Source organism: Rahnella sp. AN3-3W3 (assembly GCF_003263545.1).
GTDB lineage: Bacteria > Pseudomonadota > Gammaproteobacteria > Enterobacterales > Enterobacteriaceae > Rahnella > Rahnella variigena.
The window spans coordinates 104,730-126,728 of sequence record NZ_JYDG01000004.1; the positions used below are offsets into that span (position 1 = coordinate 104,730).

General features: G+C 52.3%; 17 protein-coding genes. 2 read left to right on the top strand and 15 right to left on the bottom strand.

All coding sequences use genetic code 11. From position 1 onward, the window contains the following. Positions 1 to 7 precede the first annotated feature (7 nt). The 15 genes from murG to leuO all read right to left on the bottom strand — a co-directional run bounded on the left by murG (position 8) and on the right by leuO (position 18,573). A complete protein-coding gene (murG, locus tag UC15_RS02420; protein WP_112286946.1) occupies positions 8 to 1,075 on the bottom strand; it encodes an undecaprenyldiphospho-muramoylpentapeptide beta-N-acetylglucosaminyltransferase in 1,068 nt (355 codons plus the stop codon). Beyond that, positions 1,072 to 2,274 carry a cell division protein FtsW gene (gene ftsW / locus UC15_RS02425; RefSeq protein ID WP_369920229.1) on the bottom strand — a complete coding sequence of 401 codons (1,203 nt, stop codon included), beginning with the start codon at positions 2,272 to 2,274 and terminating at the stop codon, positions 1,072 to 1,074. The genes murG and ftsW overlap by 4 nt, the downstream gene beginning before the upstream one ends. A 5-nt stretch (positions 2,275 to 2,279) precedes the next feature. Further along, entirely contained in the window at positions 2,280 to 3,596 is a 1,317-nt protein-coding gene (gene murD / locus UC15_RS02430; protein WP_112286948.1) for a UDP-N-acetylmuramoyl-L-alanine--D-glutamate ligase, read from the bottom strand. 2 nt (positions 3,597 to 3,598) lie between these two features. Further along, positions 3,599 to 4,681, bottom strand: a complete 1,083-nt coding sequence (mraY, locus tag UC15_RS02435; RefSeq protein ID WP_112286949.1) for a phospho-N-acetylmuramoyl-pentapeptide-transferase — start codon at positions 4,679 to 4,681, stop codon at positions 3,599 to 3,601. Further along, positions 4,675 to 6,036, bottom strand: a complete 1,362-nt coding sequence (gene murF / locus UC15_RS02440; protein ID WP_112286950.1) for a UDP-N-acetylmuramoyl-tripeptide--D-alanyl-D-alanine ligase — start codon at positions 6,034 to 6,036, stop codon at positions 4,675 to 4,677. The genes mraY and murF overlap by 7 nt, the downstream gene beginning before the upstream one ends. Further along, entirely contained in the window at positions 6,033 to 7,520 is a 1,488-nt protein-coding gene (murE, locus tag UC15_RS02445) for a UDP-N-acetylmuramoyl-L-alanyl-D-glutamate--2,6-diaminopimelate ligase (protein ID WP_112286951.1), read from the bottom strand. Before murE ends, murF begins: the two co-directional genes overlap by 4 nt. Then, positions 7,507 to 9,270 carry a peptidoglycan glycosyltransferase FtsI gene (locus tag UC15_RS02450; protein ID WP_112286952.1) on the bottom strand — a complete coding sequence of 588 codons (1,764 nt, stop codon included), beginning with the start codon at positions 9,268 to 9,270 and terminating at the stop codon, positions 7,507 to 7,509. The genes murE and UC15_RS02450 overlap by 14 nt, the downstream gene beginning before the upstream one ends. A gap of 27 nt (positions 9,271 to 9,297) precedes the next feature. Continuing rightward, a complete protein-coding gene (ftsL, locus tag UC15_RS02455; protein WP_112286953.1) occupies positions 9,298 to 9,618 on the bottom strand; it encodes a cell division protein FtsL in 321 nt (106 codons plus the stop codon). Next, positions 9,615 to 10,556, bottom strand: a complete 942-nt coding sequence (rsmH, locus tag UC15_RS02460; protein WP_112286954.1) for a 16S rRNA (cytosine(1402)-N(4))-methyltransferase RsmH — start codon at positions 10,554 to 10,556, stop codon at positions 9,615 to 9,617. The genes ftsL and rsmH overlap by 4 nt, the downstream gene beginning before the upstream one ends. A 2-nt stretch (positions 10,557 to 10,558) precedes the next feature. After that, a complete protein-coding gene (gene mraZ / locus UC15_RS02465; protein ID WP_112286955.1) occupies positions 10,559 to 11,017 on the bottom strand; it encodes a division/cell wall cluster transcriptional repressor MraZ in 459 nt (152 codons plus the stop codon). A 711-nt stretch (positions 11,018 to 11,728) separates the two neighbouring features. Then, a complete protein-coding gene (gene cra / locus UC15_RS02470; protein WP_112286956.1) occupies positions 11,729 to 12,733 on the bottom strand; it encodes a catabolite repressor/activator in 1,005 nt (334 codons plus the stop codon). A 167-nt stretch (positions 12,734 to 12,900) separates the two neighbouring features. Further along, positions 12,901 to 13,392: an acetolactate synthase small subunit gene (gene ilvN, locus UC15_RS02475; protein WP_013577020.1), complete on the bottom strand. Its 492-nt coding sequence runs from the start codon at positions 13,390 to 13,392 to the stop codon at positions 12,901 to 12,903. Between the two features lie 2 nt (positions 13,393 to 13,394). Continuing rightward, positions 13,395 to 15,113, bottom strand: coding sequence for an acetolactate synthase 3 large subunit (gene ilvI, locus UC15_RS02480; RefSeq protein WP_112286957.1), 1,719 nt, complete (start codon positions 15,111 to 15,113; stop codon positions 13,395 to 13,397). Between the two features lie 421 nt (positions 15,114 to 15,534). Beyond that, positions 15,535 to 17,331 carry a long-chain fatty acid--CoA ligase gene (locus UC15_RS02485; protein WP_112286958.1) on the bottom strand — a complete coding sequence of 599 codons (1,797 nt, stop codon included), beginning with the start codon at positions 17,329 to 17,331 and terminating at the stop codon, positions 15,535 to 15,537. 294 nt (positions 17,332 to 17,625) lie between these two features. Then, entirely contained in the window at positions 17,626 to 18,573 is a 948-nt protein-coding gene (gene leuO / locus UC15_RS02490) for a transcriptional regulator LeuO (protein WP_112286959.1), read from the bottom strand. 741 nt (positions 18,574 to 19,314) lie between these two features. Here leuO and leuA point away from each other — a divergent pair. Together leuA and leuB are read left to right on the top strand one after the other, a co-directional pair. Next, positions 19,315 to 20,904 carry a 2-isopropylmalate synthase gene (leuA, locus tag UC15_RS02500; RefSeq protein ID WP_112286961.1) on the top strand — a complete coding sequence of 530 codons (1,590 nt, stop codon included), beginning with the start codon at positions 19,315 to 19,317 and terminating at the stop codon, positions 20,902 to 20,904. Between the two features lie 2 nt (positions 20,905 to 20,906). Further along, complete coding sequence (leuB, locus tag UC15_RS02505) at positions 20,907 to 21,998, top strand: 3-isopropylmalate dehydrogenase (protein WP_112286962.1); 1,092 nt, start codon at positions 20,907 to 20,909, stop codon at positions 21,996 to 21,998. Position 21,999: the final 1 nt, after the last annotated feature.

Genomic DNA, 21,999 nt, shown 5'->3' on the forward strand with positions numbered 1-21,999 from the left:
TTCAATTTCATTTTTTACTGGCGGCAACCACTTCTGCGGCTACACGCTCTGTCGCATCAGGAATAGCGGCTGCACGCGCAGCTTTTGCCATTTGCATCAGATGGGTTCTGTCCCATCCGGCCATCAGATCAGCGACGGCTGCGGCACTAAAGTCTTTCTGTTCAATAATTTTTGCAGCACCCGCTTTTTCCAGCGGCAATGCGTTCCAGTACTGCTGGCGGTCTTTGTGCTGGAATGGCACAAAAATAGCCGGCAAACCTGCGGCAGCAATTTCACTGACCGTTAACGCGCCGGAGCGACAAACCACCACATCTGCCCAGGCATAAGCTGCTGCCATGTCATCAATGAATTCGGTGACTTTGTGCTGAGGCTGACCGACTTTTTCGTAAGCCTGATTCACTGACTCCAGCGCACCTTTACCGACCTGATGCCACAACGTAATTTTATCGCCCATCAGCGCCGCGACTTCCGGCATGCTTTGATTAAGCACCCGCGCACCCTGACTGCCGCCAATCACTAAGACTCTGATCGGGCCTTCGCGTCCGGCTAAGCGCGTTTCCGGCAATTCCAGTGCCAGCACATCCGTGCGTACCGGATTTCCCACAACATCCGCTTTCGGAAAAGCACCGGGGAACGCCTGCAATACTTTGGTAGCAATGTGCGACAACCCTTTGTTGGTCATGCCCGCAATGCCGTTTTGTTCGTGCAGCACCACCGGAATACCCAGTGACCATGCCGCCAGACCGCCGGGGCCGGAAACGTATCCGCCCATGCCTAACACCACATCTGGCTGAAAGCGTTTCATGATGGCCTTCGCCTGACGCCACGCATGATATATGCGAATCGGGGCGGTGAGTTGCGCTTTCAGACCTTTCCCACGTAATCCAGAGATTTTAATGAAATCAATATCAATGCCGTGTTTCGGCACAAGATCCGCTTCCATTCGGTCTGCTGTACCGAGCCAGCGAACTTCCCAACCTTGCGCGATAAGGTGATGCGCCACAGCCAGCCCCGGAAACACATGTCCACCGGTACCGCCAGCCATCACCATTAAACGCCGGGTATTGCCACTCATCGGGCACTCCTTACAAACGCCTGGGCTTTAGCCAGCCGCGTTTCAAAATCCACTCGCAGCAATAACACGATTGCCGTCGACATAATGATTAAGCTCGAACCACCGTAACTGATCAGCGGCAGCGTCAGACCTTTGGTCGGCAACATCCCCGCCGCCGCGCCCACATTGACCAGCGCCTGGAAGCTAAACCACACGCCGATAGAACAGGCCAAAAATCCGGAAAAACGCTGATCAATCTCTAATGCACGGCGCCCGATGGACATCGCGCGAAAAGCGACGAAGAATACCATCAACAGAGCCAAAACCACACCGAAATACCCCAGTTCTTCACCCAAAATGGAGAAGATAAAGTCGGTATGCGCTTCCGGTAAATACTCCAGTTTCTGTACTGAATTCCCTAAGCCCTGTCCCCAGAATTCACCACGGCCAAATGCCATCAGCGACTGGGTTAACTGGTAGCCGCTACCAAACGGATCGGCCCACGGATTCCAGAACGAGGTAACACGGCGCATACGGTACGGTTCGGCAAGAACCAGCAGCACAACCGCAAACGCACCGGAACCGATAATCGCCAGGAACTGCCACATTTTCGCCCCCGCCAGGAATAACATCGCCAGCGTGGTGATAAACAATACGACGACGGTACCCAGGTCAGGCTGAGCCAGCAGTAAAACGGCCAGCACCACCATCACGCCCATCGGTTTGCAAAAGCCCCAGAAGTTGCTGCGTACTTCATCTACCTTGCGCACCAGATAACTGGCGAGATAGCAAAACAGCGACAGCTTCGAGAACTCAGCAGGCTGAATACGCAATGGTCCGAGTGAAATCCAGCGCGAGGCCCCGTTGACGGAGCTGCCGACCACCAGAACCACCAACAGCATCACCACCGACAGCAGCAACAGCACATTGCTGTACTTCTGCCAGACGGCCATCGGCACACGAAGCGTCACCAGCGATAAACCAAAAGCCAGACCGAGATAAATGGCATCACGTTTAGCAAACAGGAACGGATCGTCTGCCAGACGCTGACCGATAGGCATGGAAGCGGACGTCACCATCACAAAACCCACGATCGCCAGACCAAAGGTCAGCCACAGTAACGTCCGGTCGTAAAGTACCAGCGTGACGGAATCGCTTTCCTTTGCGCCCATCACCCAGTCATTAAATTTTGCGATGAGGCTCAGCCCCGGAATACGCAACCGCATCAGCCCAGCTCCTTCGCCAGCGCGGTGAAGACATCACCCCGTTGTTCAAAACTGCGAAACTGATCCAGACTCGCGCAAGCCGGAGACAGGAGAACCATATCGCCGGAAGCCACGTGCTGACTGATTTCCCGCATCGCCTGTTCCATGGTTTCAAACAGGGAGGAAACATCAGGTCGCAGCTCAGCAAGCTCGGCGCCATCACGGCCAAAGCAATAAATACGCAGATTATCGCCCTGCAGATAACGCGTCAGCGGTGCGAAATCAGCAGATTTTCCGTCTCCGCCCAGCAGCAGATGTAACGTGCCTTCAACGTGCAAACCGTTCAGCGCCGCTTCAGTGCTGCCCACATTGGTGGCTTTGGAATCATTAATCCAGCGCACACCGTTGTGGTGCCAGGCTATCTGGAAACGGTGAGCCAGACCGGTAAAAGTGGTCAGCGCTTTCAGGCTGGAGGCATGAGGAATATTCACCGCATCCGCCAGCGCCAGAGCAGCCAGCGCATTAGTGTAGTTGTGGCGTCCGGTCAGCGGCATTTCACGGGTATTCAGCACTTTTTCGCCATGAACACGCAGCCAGATATCATCCTGCTGACGGGTCAGATGGTAATCACCCACATCGACACCAAAACTCACACAACGTTTATCCGCGCCACGCACCGGCATAGTCAGCGCATCGTCCGCGTTAACAACACACAGCGCAGCGTTTTCATACACTTTCAGTTTTGCCGCACGGTATTGCTGCAAGCCAAACGGATAGCGATCCATATGATCTTCAGTCACGTTCAGAATGGTCGCCGCCGCCGCGTGAAGGCTGTGCGTGGTTTCAAGCTGGAAGCTGGAAAGCTCAAGCACGAACAGATCGTATTCATGATCCAGCATGGTCAGCACCGGCAGGCCGATATTGCCGCCCACGCCGACACGCCATCCCGCGGCTTTCGCCATTTCGCCCACCAGCATGGTGACGGTGCTCTTACCGTTAGAACCGGTGATGGCGACAACTGGCGTCGTCGTTTCACGGCAAAACAGTTCGATATCACCCACAATTTCCACGCCTGCATCAGCAGCAGCGATCAGTGCCGGCGTCGCCAGCGCAACGCCCGGACTGGAAATAATTAAATCTGCATCCAGCAGCCAGTCTTCGTTGAGCGAACCCAGGTGACGCTCAATGTTATCCGCCAGTTTATCGAGTCCTGGCGGGCTGACGCGGGTATCAATGACACGCGGCATCACGCCACGTGCAACAAAGAAATCAACACAGGACAGGCCGGTAAGACCCAGCCCGATGATGACCACTTTTTTACCCTGATAGTCAGCCATAATTACCGTACCTTCAGCGTCGCCAGGCCAATCAGCACCAGCATCAGCGAAATAATCCAGAAACGCACGATGACGCGCGGTTCCGGCCAGCCTTTAAGTTCGTAGTGATGATGGATAGGCGCCATACGGAAAATGCGCTGTCCACGTAACTTGAAGGACCCAACCTGCAGGATCACCGACAGTGTTTCGACCACGAACACACCGCCCATAATCACCAGTAAGAATTCCTGACGCAGCAATACGGCGATGGTACCCAGCGCACCGCCCAGAGCCAGAGAGCCGACATCACCCATAAATACTTGTGCCGGATAGGTGTTGAACCAGAGGAATCCAAGCCCGGCACCGACGATCGCCGTACACACGATCACCAGTTCACCGGCATGACGCAGATAAGGGATGTGCAGATAGCTGGCGAAGTTCATGTTACCGGTTGCCCATGCCACCAGCGCAAAACCTGCTGCGACGAAGACCGTTGGCATAATCGCCAGACCGTCCAGACCATCGGTCAGGTTGACGGCGTTACTGGTTCCCACGATCACGAAGTAGCTCAGCAGGATGTACATCAGACCGAGCTGCGGCATGATGTCTTTAAAGAACGGCACCACCAGTTCAGTCGCAGGTGTATCTTTACCAATGGCATACATGGTGAATGCCGCCGCCAGCGCGATGACTGACTGCCAGAAGTATTTCCAGCGTGCAATCAGGCCCTTGGTGTCTTTGCGCACGACTTTGCGGTAGTCATCGATAAAGCCCACGATGCCGTAACCAATCAGAACAAACAGCACGCACCACACATACGGATTGGACGGATACGCCCACATCAGTACAGAAATTGTGATCGACGCCAGAATCATCAGGCCGCCCATCGTTGGCGTACCGCGTTTACTGAAATGCGACTCAGGACCGTCGTTACGGACAACCTGACCGAAAGACATTTTTTGCAGACGGGCAATCATGCGCGGCCCGATCCACAGCGACAGGAACAACGCGGTCAGCAGGCTGACAATGGCGCGAAACGTCAGATAGGAAAAGACGTTGAAGCCGGAATAATATTTGACCAAGTGTTCGGCCAGCCAAACTAACATGTTGCATTCTCCTGTAACGCGCGTACTACCTGCTCCATTGCGGCACTACGTGAACCTTTAATTAAAACGGTAATTACCGCGTGTTCAGACAGTAAGCTCGTTAAACGGGCCGTCAGGGCTGCCTTATCCTCTAAATGCTCACCACATCCGCTGACATCACTGATGATGCGGCTGTCATGACCAATACTGAATACTTTGTCGATACCGGCGTCGCGGATGGCTTCGCCGACCTGACGGTGGCAGCTTTCGCTTTCCGCGCCCAGTTCCGCCATATCGCCCACCGCCATCACGCGGTAGCCCGGCATTTCAGAAAGCACCTGCGCTGCGGCTGTCATGGAACCCACGTTGGCGTTGTAGCTGTCATCAAGCAGGGTTTTACCTTCGCTAAGTGCGATAGGGAATAAACGCCCTTTGACGGATTGCAGGGTCGCCAGACCGGCGCGCACATTCTCCGGCGATGCACCGACAGACATTGCCAGCGCAGCCGCAGCCAGTGCGTTAGCGATGTTGTGACGACCGGGGACCGGCAGCGAGACATTAATGCTGCCCTGAGGAGAATGCAGAGTGAACGCGGTATTCAGCGGACTGATTTTTACATCAGTCGCACTGAAATCGATGCCTTCACCGAAAGTCGGGGAGAAACGCCAGACGGTTTTACTGTCCAGCTTATGCTGCCAGTTCGCCCAGTCGTTGTTATCCGCATTGATCACGGCGATGCCGTCTTCCGGCAGGCCATCGAAAATCTCGCCTTTCGCCCGTGCGACACCCGCCAGGGAACCGAAACCTTCGAGATGCGCAGCTGACAGGTTATTCACCAGTGCCGTTTCAGGCCGTGCCAGCGCAGTGGTATAGGCGATTTCACCAAGATGATTCGCGCCCATTTCGATGACGGCAAAATCATGTTCTGCGGTCAGGCGCAGCAAGGTGAGTGGAACACCGATGTCGTTATTGAAGTTTCCTGCGGTGTACAGCACGTTGCCGCACTCACGCAAAATAGCCGCAGTCATCTCTTTTACAGATGTCTTGCCGGATGAACCGGTCAGGCCGACGACACGGGCCGGAACCTGCTGACGCACCCAGCCACCCAGTTGCCCGAGAGCAATGCGGGTGTCGGCAACCACTAACTGAGGAACCCCCACCGGTAAGTGCTTACTCACCAGCAAAGCCCCTGCGCCGGCTTTTACGGCATCAGCAGCAAAGTCATGGGCATCAAATTTTTCGCCTTTCAGCGCGATAAACAAAGCGCCCTGGGTGACCTGACGGGTATCCGTGGTCACGCTGTCGATTTGAGTATCTGTGCCGATGAGCTCAGCGTTGAGCACATCTGCCAGAGTTTGCAGGGAAACGCGGATCATGCGATCACCCCCAGCAAACGTGCAACCGTGACGCGGTCGGAATAATCGAGGCGTTGGTTACCGACCAGCTGGTAGTCTTCATGCCCTTTACCGGCAATCAGCACGACGTCTTCTTCTTTCGCCTGCATAATTGCGCTGGTGACGGCTTCTGCGCGACCATGAATTTCCTGCGCGCGTCCTGCATCAAGCAGGCCAGCAAGGATATCGGCGACGATAGCACGCGGCTCTTCACTGCGTGGATTGTCATCGGTGACGATCACACGGTCAGCGTATTGCTCCGCAATGCCGCCCATCAGCGGACGCTTGCCTTTATCACGGTCACCGCCGCAACCAAACACACACCACAGCGTACCGCGACAATGCAGACGGGCAGCCGCCAGTGCTTTTTCCAGCGCGTCAGGCGTATGAGCGTAATCAACGACAGCGGTAGGTTTGCCCGGTGCATTGAAGACTTCCATGCGCCCGCAAACCGGTTGTAGCTGAGAAGCCGTAGCCAGTAATTGCGCCAGCGGATAATCCAGGGAAAGCAGCGTTGCCAGCGCAACCAGCAGGTTGCTCACGTTAAACGCGCCCATAAGGCGACTATCAAACTTACCTTCGCCCCAGCTTGAATCGATATTTACGGTAGCGCCGTTATCGTGATAATTCACGCTGCGCCCCACCAGCCAGCGGCCTTTCCAGCCTGCCGGGATTTTGTCTTCCATACTGACGGCGACAGCATCAGGCGTTTTCGCTAACCAGCGCGCCCCGACTTCATCGTCAGCATTAATGATTTTCTGACCCACCTGATGCGAGGAGAAAAGCTGCCATTTGGCGTCTTCGTAACTCTGCATATCGCCGTGATAATCAAGATGATCACGACTCAGGTTGGTGAATGCCGCCGCGGCAAAGGGTAATGCGGCAACACGGTGCTGAACAAGACCGTGGGAAGACACTTCCATCGCGGCAAAGGTTGCGCCCTTTTTCACCAAATCGGCCAGAATGTGCTGAACCTGCACGGCAGAACCGGTGGTGTTTTCCGCGGGTACCACGTTATCCAGCAAACCATTGCCGACGGTGCCCATCACGGCGCTGGTTTCGCCCAGTAACTGGCTCCACTGCGCCAGCAACTGCGTGGTGGTGGTTTTACCGTTGGTACCGGTTACGCCAACCAGACGTAACGCTTTGCCCGGTTGCTGGTAAAAACGTCCCGCCAGTTCTGACAGCAGGACGTTGAGATCTTCGAGATAAATGACCGGTACACCATGCATCTGGCAAACCGTTCCGTGTTCTTGTTCACCCTTTGCCTCGGCCACGACGGCAGCGACGCCCTGGGCAATTGCCTGGGGAATAAAACGACGCCCGTCACTGGTATGGCCTGAAACCGCGACAAACAGATCGCCGGCAGCCGCAACGCGGCTGTCCAGAATCATGTCTTTTAGCGCTGCTGCCGGGGCATCACTCACCCAGGGCGCTAAGATGTCGCGCAAATTACGATCTGCCACCTGAAGCCTCTTTTTGATTATTCACTATGTCTGCGTTTTCATCGGCAGTCAGCGCATCCGGTTCAACGTTCATGGTACGCAATACGCCGCCCATGATGGCGCCAAACACTGGTGCGGAAACGGCCCCACCGTAATATTTCCCTGCTTGTGGATCGTTAATGACCACCACAAGCGCAAATCTTGGATTACTTGCTGGCGCAACGCCGGCGGTATAGGCAATGTATTTGTTAACGTATTTACCGTCCGGACCGACTTTCTTCGCGGTACCCGTTTTTATCGCAATACGGTAACCCTTGATCGCGGCCTTCACGCCACCGCCGCCAGGCAATGCGACGCTTTCCATCATATGTACGACGGTACGCACCAGCGGTTCAGGGAAGACACGTTCGCCGGATACCGGCGGATCAACTTTCGTGATCGACAATGGGCGATAAATGCCCATGCTGCCGATCGTTGCGTAGACTCGCGCTAACTGGAGAGGTGTCACCATTAGCCCGTAGCCGAAAGAGAAGGTGGCCCTCTCTATGTCAGACCACCGTTGTTTTTTAGGGTATATGCCACTGCTTTCTCCAACCAGCCCCAAATTGGTTGGTTTTCCCAATCCGAATCGCGAGTAAGTATCTACCAGCTCAGCGGAGGGCATCGATAACGCCAGTCGTGAAACACCGACGTTACTCGACTTCTGCAAGATGCCCGTGACGGAAAGCTCACCGTAACGCGCAACATCTTTAATCTCATGGCCATTGATCCGATACGGCAGGGTGTTCAGCACGCTGTTTTCGCGGACCACACCGTTTTTCAGTGCCGTCATCACCACCATCGGTTTCACTGTAGAACCCGGCTCAAAAATGTCGGTGATGGCACGGTTACGCATCACATCTTTCGGGGTATCCGGCATGTTGTTTGGGTTGTATGAAGGGCTGTTCGCCATCGCCAGCACTTCACCGGTCTGGACATCAACCAGCACGGCAGTACCTGATTCGGCTTTGTTAAACGCCACCGCATTATTCAGTTCGCGGTAAACCAGCGCCTGTAAACGCTCGTCGATACTCAGTGCGAGGTTGTGGGCGGCCTGACTGTCGACAGTAGAAATATCTTCGATAACGCGACCAAAGCGGTCTTTACGAATGGTACGTTCACCGGGTTTACCGGTCAGCCAGCGGTCAAAACTCTTCTCAACGCCTTCAATGCCTTCGCCATCAATGTTGGTCACGCCGATAACATGCGACGTCACCTGACCGGCCGGATAATAACGGCGCGATTCCTGACGCAGGGAAATCCCCGGCAGTTTGAGTTTATGGACATATTCGCCAACGGCAGGGTTAACCTGACGGGCAAGGTAGACGAAGCGGCCGTTTGGATTAGCATTAATGCGGGCGGAAAGCTGGGCAAGCGGCATGTTCAGCGCGTCAGCCAGTGCCTTCCATTTGGTATCGACGGTAATGCCGCCGCGATCGTTAATTTCTTTCGGGTCTGCCCAGATAGCATTGACCGGAACGCTGACCGCCAGAGGGCGACCGGAACGATCGGTAATCATGCCACGTGAGGTAGGAATGGTTTGCACGCGCAGGGAACGCAGATCCCCTTCTCTCACCAGCTTATCCGGGTTAATGACCTGCAGGTATGCCACACGCAACATCAGGCCAACCAATGCCAGCAGGATACAGGCGCACAACAACGCAAAACGCCAGCTGATAAAGCTGGCTTGATCTTCTGGACGCTTTAACTTCGCGGTGCGTGTTGCTTTCATTAGCTGCCTGTATTCTCCGTGCGCATTTTAAGGCTGAACCACAATGATTTCTTGAGATGGATCAACGTGCTGCATCTGCAATTTCTCCGTTGCGATGCGTTCTACCCGGCTGTGATCGCCGAGAGCATTCTCTTCCAAGATCAGGTTGCGCCATTCGATATCCAGCGCGTCCCGTTCCAGTACTAATTGTTCGCGCTGAGCCGTCAGCAAACGCGTACGGTGAGCGGTTGTGACCACTAAGATTGCGCTGACCAGAACAGCAATCAGCAAAATCAGCGGGATCTTGCCATTGCGCAGAATATCGCTGGCAATAACCCCCACTAAACCGTGGCGTTCGTTGCCGATCACGCTGTCGTTCTCTCAGCAAAACGCAGAACTGAACTGCGTGCGCGAGGGTTTTCAGCAACTTCAGCGTCTGAAGGCATCATTTTACCGACGGACTTCAGGGAACGTCCGCCGAGCTCCGCGATTTGCGCTTCTGTCATCGGAATACCCGCTGGTACTTGCGCGCCACGACTGTGCTGGCGAATAAAACGCTTCACAATGCGGTCTTCCAGAGAGTGGAAACTGATCACCGATAAACGACCTTCAGGTGCCAGAATTTCCAGAGCGCCATCCAGCGCGCGTTCGATTTCTTCCAGCTCACTGTTGATGTAAATACGGATAGCCTGGAAGCTGCGCGTGGCCGGATGTTTGTGTTTTTCCCGAACCGGAGAAGCGTTGGCAATCAAATCCGCCAGCTCTTTGGTTCGGGTCATCGGCAGCTCACGGTTACGCTCAACGATCGCGCGGGCAATCCGCTTGGCAAAACGTTCTTCGCCGAACGTTTTCAGCACCCAGGCAATGTCTTCGGCTTCCGCTTTCATCAGCCATTCAGCTGCTGAATAACCGCGGGTTGGATCCATACGCATATCCAGAGGCCCGTCGCGCATAAATGAAAATCCGCGTTCAGGATCGTCAAGCTGCGGAGAAGAAACACCTAAGTCCAGTAATACGCCGTCGATCTTGCCTTCGAGGCCGCGATCACGCACATAGTCAGCGAGATCAGAGAAAGGTCCGTGAACAATCGAAAAACGAGGATCATCAATGGATTCTGCGGCTTTGATCGCTTGTGGATCACGGTCAATCGCCAGCAAGCGTCCGTCCGGCCCAAGCTGGGACAAAATCAAACGTGAGTGGCCACCGCGGCCAAAAGTTCCGTCTATGTAAATGCCGTCCTGACGAATGTTAAGGCCGTTAACGGCTTCATCCAGCAAAACAGAGGTATGTTTGTAGTTTTCAACCATGCTTATAATGACAAGTCCTGTAATCGGTCAGAAAGGGGTTCCTGAGACGATTGTTCAGCGTCGATGTCTTCCTTAACTTGTTGATACCAGGTCTGTTCATCCCACAGTTCAAACTTATTGAACTGCCCAACCAGCATCACTTCTTTTTCGAGCCCGGCGTGCTGTCGCAATGTCGTTGCAATCAGCAGGCGCCCGGCGTTATCCATCTGACATTCACTCGCATGCCCGAGTAAAAGGCGCTGAATACGGCGCTCAACAGGGTTCATGCTCGACAGACGGGACAATTTTTGTTCGATAACTTCCCACTCAGGGAGGGTGTAAAGGAGGAGACATGGGTGATGGAGGTCTATGGTGCAAACCATTTGACCTTGCGATTCTTCGCTCAGCAAATCCCGATAACGGGTGGGTACGGCAAGTCGCCCTTTGCTGTCGAGGTTAACCATCGTCGCGCCACGAAACATGACCGATCTACCCCTCTGTGACCTTTTTCACCACTTTCCCCCACAAATTCCCACAGAAAAGAGTTTACGGATGGTTTTAAAACCTTGTCAAGCCAGAGCAGAGAAGGTTTGGCATTATTTACGCAGCCAGGCAATTACTTAGCGCAAGGTGATGATGTTTTTTAGAAGGGGAGAGAAAATAACGTCATGATTAGTTGAAGAAATTTCGGAGGGTTAATAATTTCGTTTAAAAAAAAGCCAAACTGAACATTATTTAACTATTTATATTCTTCTGCTAGCTAACTCTCATTTCCTGACTGTTTTGCCATAACAAAAATCATTTTCAGTTTTTTTATGACTGCCACGTCTACATCATCATCATTTTGCCTGCCAACCCGCAGGACATCAGTCTTCCGGCTGATTCAAAACTCATCAGCAACGCGTCAGACCTTCTCTGCGGGAAATTAAGCGGGGAATTCTACAGCACTTTTGCAGGGAGCATTAACGTATTTTAGAAATTGATTGGCAGGTTTATATCAGTGCAGGAAAGAAAAAAACATTTGTTAATAATTCAGTAGTCTGGGAATGTTCTTAATTTACCCATTCTGCTTATATGGGAATTTTCGTATTCGATTATCACAACCGGCAAGATGCTTTATTCATTGTTACTTATGAAACGTGTTGCTGAGACGGGAAAACAACGGGCAGTCAGGATGAATGCCCGCAGGAGGTTTATTTGCGGCTCAGACGGCCACGGCGGAACAAATTACGCCGGATACGGGTCAGCCCGGCTTTCGGTTTTTTCGGCTCATCGAGACAGGCCAACACCAGTTCCAGCACGCGTTCAGCCACATCACGGTGACGCTGCGCCACAGCGAGAACCGGACACTCCAGGAAATCGAGCAACTCGTTATCGCCGAATGTGGCAATCGCCAGAACGACCGGCAGCCGCCCTTCCGTTTTCAGCGTCACGTCCATGACACCCTGCAACAACTGGAATGAAGTGGTAAATAACGCCTGTGGCATCGGGTTGGTTTTCAGCCATTCAGCAAAGACGACGGCAGCCGATTCGCGATCGTAGGCATTGGCGTAAAGGTATTTCGGCTGACGGGGATCATCAGCCCAGGCCTGACGAAATCCCTGTTCACGCAGGAAGCTCACGGAAAGCTCCGGCAGTGCGCCGAGATAGAGTACCGATTCAGCCGGGAACGTGCGCAGTTCCTGCGCCAGCATCAGTGCGTCTTCCTGATCGGCCCCGACCACGCTGATGAAGTGCTCAGGGTCAAGGGCACGGTCGAGCGCAATGATCGGGAAATCATCGTTAGCCCAGCGCTGATAGAAAGGGTGTTCCGGCGGTAAAGACGTGGAAATGATGATGGCATCAACCTGACGTTGCAGAAGATGTTCGATGCAACGCATTTCATTATCAGGCTGATCTTCAGAGCAGGCGATCAGCAGCTGATAGCCACGCTGACGGGCCTGCCGCTCAAGGAAATTGGCAATTTTGGTGTAGCTGGTGTTTTCCAGGTCAGGGATCACCAGACCAATAGAACGGGTTCGACCGGCGCGCAGACCTGCTGCCACCGCGTTCGGGTGATAGTTATGTTCCTTCACGACAGCCATGACTTTCTCGACTGTCTTATCGCTGACACGATACTGTTTCGCCTTGCCATTAATCACATAACTGGCCGTGGTACGCGAAACGCCCGCTAACCTCGCGATCTCATCCAGCTTCACTGAGCAAACCCCTTAATAAAGATAATGCTTTATCTAACCGCAGAAGCCCCTGCCGGGCAAGGTGTTTTACCGAATCGCTTCACCTGACTCGCAAAAAAGAAAGCCCGGCTCATGAGCCGGGCTTTTAACTATCAGCAAAACTTCACATCTTGCTGATTATTTGAGCTTTAACGCATAATCTTGTCGCCACGCGAAACACCGACCACCCCGGAGCGTGCAACTTCCACAATTTCAGCCACATCACGGATACTGGCTAAAAATGCGTCAAGCTTGTCGCTGGTTCCCGCCAGCTGAACGGTGTAAAGCGTGGCGGTGACGTCCACGATCTGACCGCGGAAAATCTCAGTTGAACGTTTAACTTCTTCACGGCCATAGCCGGAAGCCTGCACCTTCACCAGCATGATTTCACGCTCAACGTGAGCACCCTGCACCAGCTCGGTCACGCGCAGTACGTCGACCAGCTTATGCAGTTGCTTTTCGATTTGCTCAAGCACCTTGGCATCGCCGACGGTCTGAATGGTCATGCGTGACAGGGTTGGATCGTCAGTGGGTGCCACGGTCAGGCTTTCAATGTTGTAGCCACGCTGAGAGAACAGGCCGACTACACGGGACAACGCGCCCGATTCGTTTTCCAGTAAAACTGATAAAATCCGGCGCATGATCAGGTCCTCTCCGTTTTGCTTAACCACATTTCGTCCATCGCACCGCCACGGATGTGCATCGGGTAAACGTGTTCTGTTTCATCTATGCTGATATCCACAAATACCAGACGATTTTTCTGTTCCAGCGCCAGCGCCAGTTTGCTTTCCAGTTCATCCGGCGTGCGGATTGCGATACCCACGTGCCCGTAAGCTTCCGCCAGTTTCACGAAATCAGGCAGAGATTGCATATAGGATTGGGAATGACGGCCGGAGTAAATCATGTCCTGCCACTGCTTCACCATGCCGAGATAACCGTTGTTCAGGTTCACAACGATCACCGGCAAATCGTATTGCAGCGCAGTCGACAGTTCCTGAATGTTCATCTGAATACTGCCGTCACCGGTCACGCAAATCACCGTTTCATCCGGCAAGCCGAGTTTTACACCCAGCGCGGCTGGCAGGCCGAAGCCCATTGTGCCGAGGCCACCGGAGTTGATCCAGTGTCGCGGCTTGTCGAATTTATAATACAGCGCAGCAAACATCTGATGCTGGCCGACATCCGACGTCACGTAGGCATCGCCTTTGGTCAGACGGTGCAGCGTTTCGATAACCGCCTGCGGCTTGATGGTGCCGGTATTTTTGTCGTAGCTCAGGCATTCGCGGCCGCGCCAGTTTTCAATGTTGTGCCACCAGTCGCGCAGCGCATCGAATTCCTGCTTTTCGTCGCTTTGTGCCAGCAATTCAAGCATCTGAACCAGTGTCTGTTTTGCATCGCCGACAATGGGAATATCCGCATTCACGGTTTTAGAGATCGACGTCGGGTCGATATCGATATGCATGACTGTCGCATTCGGGCAATATTTCGCCAGATTATTAGTAGTACGGTCGTCGAAACGCACACCTACGCCGAAAATCAGATCCGCACTGTGCATCGCCATATTGGCTTCGTAAGTGCCGTGCATACCGAGCATGCCAAGGCTCTGACGATGCGTGCCAGGGAACGCGCCCAGCCCCATCAGAGAACTGGTTACCGGCAGATTCAGTTTCTCTGCCAGCTGCAGCAACTCAGCATCACACTCAGAGTTGATCGCACCGCCGCCGACGTACAGCACCGGTTTTTTAGCCGCCAGCAAGGTTTGGACGGCACGTTTGATTTGCCCGCGATGGCCCTGCACCGTCGGGTTGTAGGAGCGCATTGTTACCTGCTCAGGATAGGCGTAAGGCAGTTTGATCTGCGGATTCACCACATCTTTTGGCAGGTCGACGACGACCGGGCCAGGACGTCCGGTAGACGCCAGATAAAACGCTTTTTTCAGCACAGTCGGAATATCTTCCGCGCGCTTTACCAGAAAACTGTGTTTCACCACCGGGCGGGAAATGCCCACCATGTCGCATTCCTGGAACGCGTCATAACCAATGAGTGAACTGTGGACCTGACCTGATAGCACCACCAGTGGAATGGAATCCATATAAGCCGTGGCAATACCGGTGATCGCATTGGTTGCGCCGGGACCTGAAGTCACCAGCACCACGCCCACGTCACCCGTGGCGCGCGCATAACCATCAGCCATATGAACAGCACCCTGTTCATGTCTCACCAGCACATGATCTATCCCACCGACCGTATGCAGGGCATCATAGATATCCAACACCGCTCCGCCGGGATAACCGAATACGTGCTTAACGCCCTGGTCGATTAACGACCGGACGACCATCTCGGCTCCTGACAACATCTCCATGGTTTTGCCTCCAGGCTTTTTGCTTCTTCTATAGGATGACTTTTTATTTCAGCTAGCTGTTCTATCAGGCAACGATTTATGGGGAAATCGCTGAATTTTAGGACTTTCTATCGGGATTAAAAAACCCTGCTGTTCTTATTGGTGTTCACAAACCTAACTCAGTACCTTAGCGTCAGAATCTGAGTCAGGCAAACGCCAAAAAGGGTCAGGAAATATCGTTATATCGGCTCGCACTGCCTTCATTCTTCTGCCCGGCACAAAACACTGCCTGAGAGTAACAACCAGTCAGAAATATCAGGAAGGCCCGAAAAATTACAGTATTAAATTATGTCAGTGACGGACATACAAATGAGGATGAAACCGGCAAACGCATGTTTGCCGGTAATTGCGCAGGGAAAAGGGGAAACAGATCCGGAAGGAATTACTCGCGGTAAAGCTGGTCGATTTCTTTCTGATAACGGCTGAAGATGATTTTGCGCCGCAACTTAAGCGTCGGGGTCAGCTCCCCATCCTCCATCGTGAAAGGCTTGGTCAGCAGTACAAATTTTTTCACCTGCTCAAAACCGGCCAGCTCATGCTGGATCTCGCGCAACTGATGCGCAAACAGTGAAAGAATTTGCTCGTTTTTAACCAGCCCGGTGCGGTTGAGATAATCGATATGATGGTTTTGCGCGTAAACGTTCAGCACGTCAAAATCAGGCACAATCAGCGCGGAAACAAAGTGACGTTCATCGGCGATCACCGCCGCCTGCTCAATGTAACGATCCTGCACCAGCGTGCCTTCGATACGCTGAGGCGCAATGTATTTTCCGCCCGAGGTTTTCATCAGATCCTTCAGCCGTTCGGTGATGAACACATTGCCTTCTGCATCCATTTTTCCGGCATCGCCGGTTTTAAACCAGCCATCAGCCGTAAAACTGGCCGCCGTTTCTTCCGGCTTATTAAAATAACCTCTTAAAAGCGTCGGGCCGCGAACCTGGATTTCATTCTCTTCGCCAATGCGCACTTCAATTTCGGGTAACGCTGTACCGACCGAACCGAAGCGGAAATCGTTTTCTTCCCAGCAGGTAACGGTGGCGCAGGTTTCTGTCAGACCGTAACCGTATTTTATTTTCAAACCAAGTGATTCGAAAAACAAGATCACGTTATCGTCAAGACTGGCGCCCGCTGCGGGCAGAAAGCGTAAATTTCCACCCAGCAGATTGCGCAGCTTTTTCAGTACCAGTTTATCGGCGATGAAATACGCCGGAGAAAGCCAGAAGGGATAACGCGCTTTACGGCGTTCAGTCAGAAACTTCTCTTTGCCCTGCGCGACAGCCCAGTGGAACAGTCGTTTTTTTACGGTTCCGGCTCGGGCTACTTTGTCATGTATGGCGCTGAAAACTTTTTCATAGAAACGCGGAACCGCGCACATTACCGTGGGTTTAACAGCCTGCAACGCATCGCGCACCAAATCAGTTTCACGCAGGAAAACATTCTGCGCGCCGCTGTGCATAACGAAGAAACTCCAGGCACGCTCAAAAACATGCGCCAGCGGCAGGAAGCATAACGAGACATCGCGGTCAGAAATACTCAGGCGTTTTTCATGCTGCTTTAGTTGCGTCGCGATACTGACGTAATCGAGCATGACGCCTTTCGCCTCCCCCGTTGTTCCCGAGGTATAAATCAGCGTGAAGAGATCGTTGAGATCACAGGCGTTAACCCGTGCCTCACGTTCAGCCGCCACAACGCTGTCCTGAGGAACAATGCCTGAAACATGCCGGGCAATGGACACACCGCGCAAATCAACGTCGTTATCGAGCACAAAGATATGTTTCAGTTGCGGGCACAGTTCACGCAACGCCACCGCCGCATCATACTGACTCTGCCCGACAACGAACAAAATGCGGATATCGGCATCATTAAGCACATACGCAGACTGCGCGGGGGTATTGGTCGCATACACGGGCACGGTGACGGCCCGTAACTGCAAAATCGCCAGATCGGTCATCGTCCAGGCCATCGAGTTGTTTCCGCAAATGGCGATCCGCTCCTGGATACCCACGTTCTCCTGAAGCAAAACGTCGGACAGCGCATCGACTTTCTCACCTAGTTCACGCCAGGTTAGCGTGCTTTCTGCCGCAGGCGACCATTCACGGAATGCAATTTTTTCAGCACGGCTGATGACTTGATGGCGAAAACGGGTGATCAGGTGGTAGTCATTTAAGGTTGGATTCATTGAGCGTCTATACCGGCGTCCAGCGCAATCAGATAAAGGAGGGAGCTGATTGCATTGCTCTGTTACAAAGATTTAACGCAGTCTACCGGCAAACATTGCACGGTGAAATCAAATTGTAGAAGCACAGGTGCTCTTTTGGAAAACCAGGAAGGACTTTTAGAAATGAAAAAAACCTGCGTGGCTCTAACGAGGCGCAAAAACCAGGCAGGATAAAAAACCACAAAGAAAACCATAACCAGCCATTTTTACTGTGGAAGGAAACACAGTAAAAATGGGACGTATCAGAGTCACTCGCTATAAAGAAATAATGCATTGGCTTAATAACGACTTCATCCACATATTGCCTTTATCTTTACTGGAAGATTCATGCCATGACAGATAACAAGTCAGGTTATTCTTCATCCAGGGTAACGGGATAACGGATAGATTTAATATTCCGGCACTCGATTGTGCCATCCAGCGCGGTACCAGCGCGACCATATCTGTTTTCGACACTATTTCCATTACGCTGGAAAGATCTGTTCCCTGATAAGCAATCAGCGAATGCATTTCGGGGTCATCATAATAAGGTGAACTGAATGAATAAAAACGATCAAGCATCATGACCGCATGTTTTTCTTTCAGATATTTCTCATCTGACATATGCGGACTGATCCGCGGATGTTTTTGTGCTGCAACCAGAACCAGTTCATCATTAAATAACGCCTGATTACAAAAGTCCGGGCGGTCGAATTTACGATAACTGATCATGAACTCAATATTCTGATAACGTAACTGATGCTCAATATTGTCGTTCACAATGGTTTGCAATTTAATACTGACATCCGTCGACAAAGTGTCGACCGCATTCAGTACCTGCGAAGTTAGACGCTTATCCAGCGGACTGCAAATCGCCACATTGAATTCACGAATACTTACGTTAGGATCGAAACCCGCTCCCGGGAGTTCGTTCATCACCAGTTGCAGAGCCTGACGGATAGGGCCAAATAACTGGCGCGCGCGCATTGTTGGCTGGATCCCACGACCAAAGCGGACAAACAAATCATCATTAAACATGATTTTTAACCGGGCGACGGCGTTACTCACCGCCGGTTGGGACATCCCCAACATATTGGCTGCGCGAGTTATATTTTGTAATTGCATCACGGCATCAAATACCGTTAACAAATTCAAATCTACATTGCGGAGGTGTGTTTCCGCTTCAGGAGGTTTAGTTTGATTGTCTGTAGTCAAATCGGACATTACATTTCCTATTCAAGATACCTCAACCTGTTTAAGGCTGATCACCCTTAATTATTCGTTTTTAATAAAATGTCACCGAAATGAATTCGGGCATACAAAAACCAGTAAATGAATTCAGTAACTCAATGCATTCTACTTTCAGAAAGAAATCGACTCTTATTTCCAATAATCAGAAAGATAAATGCCACCTTAATTTCATCTAGGCAAAACTGATGATATAGAACAATAAAATGTTTATAGAAACAACATGCGGAAAATGAATAATAAGTTAAGCTGCACTAAATCATTTACAACCCACTGTATTATCTAGCTTATTACTATTGGCCAGAAAAGTTAATGTCCATTTTGAGACTATTTTTTTTCTTTACTGCTGCCTGAGTGAGCAAAAACCATCGTTCCGGATACATTTGGTAAACTAGTTTATAATTCTAAATGAGATGAATTATCATTTTTAAAATTCCACACCGTCAAGGTTGACATACCGCACACATTCCCGTATCACTTTAAGCACAGTTTGAACGATGCCCGTTCTAACCACCCAATTACGAGAAGCTGAAAACACATGTTCATGATTACCCGTCTCCTAGGCCTACTACTCAACGCAGAAAATTTGCGCGGTAAGCCAGTGGGCGAAAATCAGAACTGATTTCAACTTCCACAGACAATAAACCCGCGCCGATGCGCGGGTTTTTTTTTATCTCTCCGCAGGGCGCGAAAATAAAAGCAGACAAGGAACAACCCATGAGCGAGCAAGTCATTATTTTCGATACCACGCTGCGTGACGGTGAACAGGCGTTACAAGCCAGCCTGAGTGTTAAAGAGAAGATTCAAATTGCAATGGCGCTGGAAAGGATGGGCGTTGACGTAATGGAAGTCGGCTTCCCGGTCTCTTCTCCCGGCGATTTCGAGTCTGTACAAACCATTGCCCGTCAGATCAAAAACAGCCGGGTTTGCGGTCTGGCCCGTTGTGTGGACGGTGATATCGACGCCGCCGCCGAAGCATTGCGCGTAGCAGAAGCTTTCCGCATCCACGTATTCCTGGCCACCTCTACCCTGCACATTGAATCCAAGCTGAAGCGTTCGTTTGATCAGGTGCTGGAAATGGCAACTCACTCCGTGAAACGCGCCCGTAATTACACCGATGATGTCGAATTCTCCTGCGAAGATGCAGGACGTACCCCGCTGGATAACCTGTGCCGTGTTGTTGAAGCTGCCATCAAGGCCGGGGCGACCACCATCAACATTCCTGACACCGTGGGTTACACCACGCCGGTTCAGTTCGGTGGCATTATCACCAATCTGTATGAACGCGTGCCTAACATTGATAAAGCGATTATTTCCGTTCACTGCCACGACGATCTGGGCATGGCAGTCGGTAACTCCATCGCGGCGATTCAGGCCGGCGCGCGTCAGGTTGAGGGCACACTGAACGGTATCGGCGAACGTGCCGGTAACACTGCGCTGGAAGAAGTGATCATGGCGATCCGCACCCGCAGCGACTACATGAACGTTCACACCAACATCAATCACAAAGAAATCTACCGCACCAGCCAGATTGTCAGCCAGATCACCAACATGCCGATCCCGGGCAACAAAGCGATTGTCGGTTCTAACGCCTTCGCGCATTCCTCCGGTATTCATCAGGACGGCGTGCTGAAAAACCGCGAAAACTACGAAATCATGACTCCGGAATCCATCGGTCTGAATCAGGTTCAGCTGAACCTGACTTCCCGCTCTGGTCGTGCTGCCGTTAAGCATCGTATGGAAGAAATGGGCTACAAAGAAGCCGATTACAATCTGGATCATCTGTATGCCGCGTTCCTGAAGCTGGCCGACAAAAAAGGTCAGGTTTTCGACTACGATTTAGAAGCACTGGTCTTCATTAACAAGCAGCAAGAAGAGCCTGAGTTCTACCGTCTGGATAACTTCAGCGTGCAGTCCGGTTCCAAAATTACCGCCACGGCATCAGTCAATTTGTCCTGCGGCGAAGAAATTATCACCGAAGCCGCCACCGGCAACGGTCCGGTTGATGCCGTATATCAGGCCATCAACCGCATCACTGGTTATCAGATTGAGCTGGTGAAATACCAGCTGAGCGCCAAAGGCCAGGGCCGAGATGCACTGGGCCAGGTTGACGTGGTCGTCTCTTTCAATGGCCGCCGTTTCCACGGTGTCGGCCTGGCAACGGACATTGTCGAATCCTCTGCAAAAGCGATGGTACACGTACTGAATAACATCTGGCGCAGCAAACAAGTTGAGATTGAAAAACAACGTTTGCAGCAGTCAGGTCAGCAACACAACAACATTCAAAATAATCAGGAAACGGTGTGAACATGAGCAAGACCCATCATATTGCCGTCTTACCCGGAGACGGAATTGGCCCGGAAGTTATGGCCCAGGCATATAAAGTTCTGGAAGCAGTACGTCAGCGTTTTGGTCTGAAGATCACCACCAGCGAATACGATGTGGGTGGCGCAGCCATCGACAAACACGGCAGCCCGTTGCCGGAAGCGACCGTTACCGGTTGCGAACAAGCTGATGCAATTTTGTTCGGTTCCGTTGGTGGCCCGAAATGGGAACACTTGCCGCCAAACGATCAGCCTGAGCGTGGCGCATTATTGCCCCTGCGCAAACATTTCAAACTGTTCAGCAACCTGCGCCCTGCCCGTCTGTATCAGGGTCTGGAAGAATTCTGCCCGCTGCGTGCCGACATCGCCGCAAAAGGTTTCGATATCTTGTGTGTGCGCGAACTGACGGGTGGCATTTATTTCGGTCAGCCTAAAGGCCGCGAAGGTCAGGGTATGCATGAGAAAGCGTTTGATACCGAAGTGTATTACTGCTTTGAGATTGAGCGTATCGCCCGTATCGCCTTTGAATCTGCGCGCAAACGCCGCAGCAAAGTGACCTCCATCGATAAAGCGAACGTGTTGCAGACTTCCATTATGTGGCGCGAAGTGGTTAACGAAATCGCCAAAGATTATCCGGATGTCAGCCTGAGCCACATGTACATCGATAATGCGACCATGCAGCTGATTAAAGACCCGTCACAGTTTGACGTGCTGCTGTGTTCCAACCTGTTCGGCGACATCCTGTCCGACGAATGCGCGATGATCACCGGCTCGATGGGCATGTTGCCTTCTGCCAGCATGAACGAGCAGGCATTTGGTTTGTTCGAGCCTGCGGGTGGCTCAGCGCCGGATATCGCCGGTAAAAACATCGCTAACCCGATTGCACAAATCCTGTCTGCCGCGCTGTTACTGCGCTACAGCCTGGGTGCGGATGACGCGGCCAATGCCATCGAACAGGCTGTTAATAAAGCACTGGAAGCCGGACACCGTACGGGTGATTTAGCTAACGGTCAGCAGGCACTGGGCACCAGTGAAATGGGCGATATCATTGCCCGCTTTGTGAAAGAAGGGGCATAAC

Bases quoted from the DNA above. Each gene is read 5' to 3' on its own strand.
- leuB (WP_112286962.1), top strand. From the start codon at position 20,907: ATGAGCAAGACCCATCATATTGCCGTCTTACCCGGAGACGGAATTGGC.
- UC15_RS02485 (WP_112286958.1), bottom strand. From the start codon at position 17,331: ATGAATCCAACCTTAAATGACTACCACCTGATCACCCGTTTTCGCCAT.
- murG (WP_112286946.1), bottom strand. From the start codon at position 1,075: ATGAGTGGCAATACCCGGCGTTTAATGGTGATGGCTGGCGGTACCGGT.
- leuA (WP_112286961.1), top strand. From the start codon at position 19,315: ATGAGCGAGCAAGTCATTATTTTCGATACCACGCTGCGTGACGGTGAA.
- rsmH (WP_112286954.1), bottom strand. From the start codon at position 10,556: ATGGTTGAAAACTACAAACATACCTCTGTTTTGCTGGATGAAGCCGTT.
- mraY (WP_112286949.1), bottom strand. From the start codon at position 4,681: ATGTTAGTTTGGCTGGCCGAACACTTGGTCAAATATTATTCCGGCTTC.
- UC15_RS02450 (WP_112286952.1), bottom strand. From the start codon at position 9,270: ATGAAAGCAACACGCACCGCGAAGTTAAAGCGTCCAGAAGATCAAGCC.
- mraZ (WP_112286955.1), bottom strand. From the start codon at position 11,017: ATGTTTCGTGGCGCGACGATGGTTAACCTCGACAGCAAAGGGCGACTT.
- murF (WP_112286950.1), bottom strand. From the start codon at position 6,036: ATGATCCGCGTTTCCCTGCAAACTCTGGCAGATGTGCTCAACGCTGAG.
- ilvI (WP_112286957.1), bottom strand. From the start codon at position 15,113: ATGGAGATGTTGTCAGGAGCCGAGATGGTCGTCCGGTCGTTAATCGAC.
- leuO (WP_112286959.1), bottom strand. From the start codon at position 18,573: ATGTCCGATTTGACTACAGACAATCAAACTAAACCTCCTGAAGCGGAA.
- murD (WP_112286948.1), bottom strand. From the start codon at position 3,596: ATGGCTGACTATCAGGGTAAAAAAGTGGTCATCATCGGGCTGGGTCTT.
- ilvN (WP_013577020.1), bottom strand. From the start codon at position 13,392: ATGCGCCGGATTTTATCAGTTTTACTGGAAAACGAATCGGGCGCGTTG.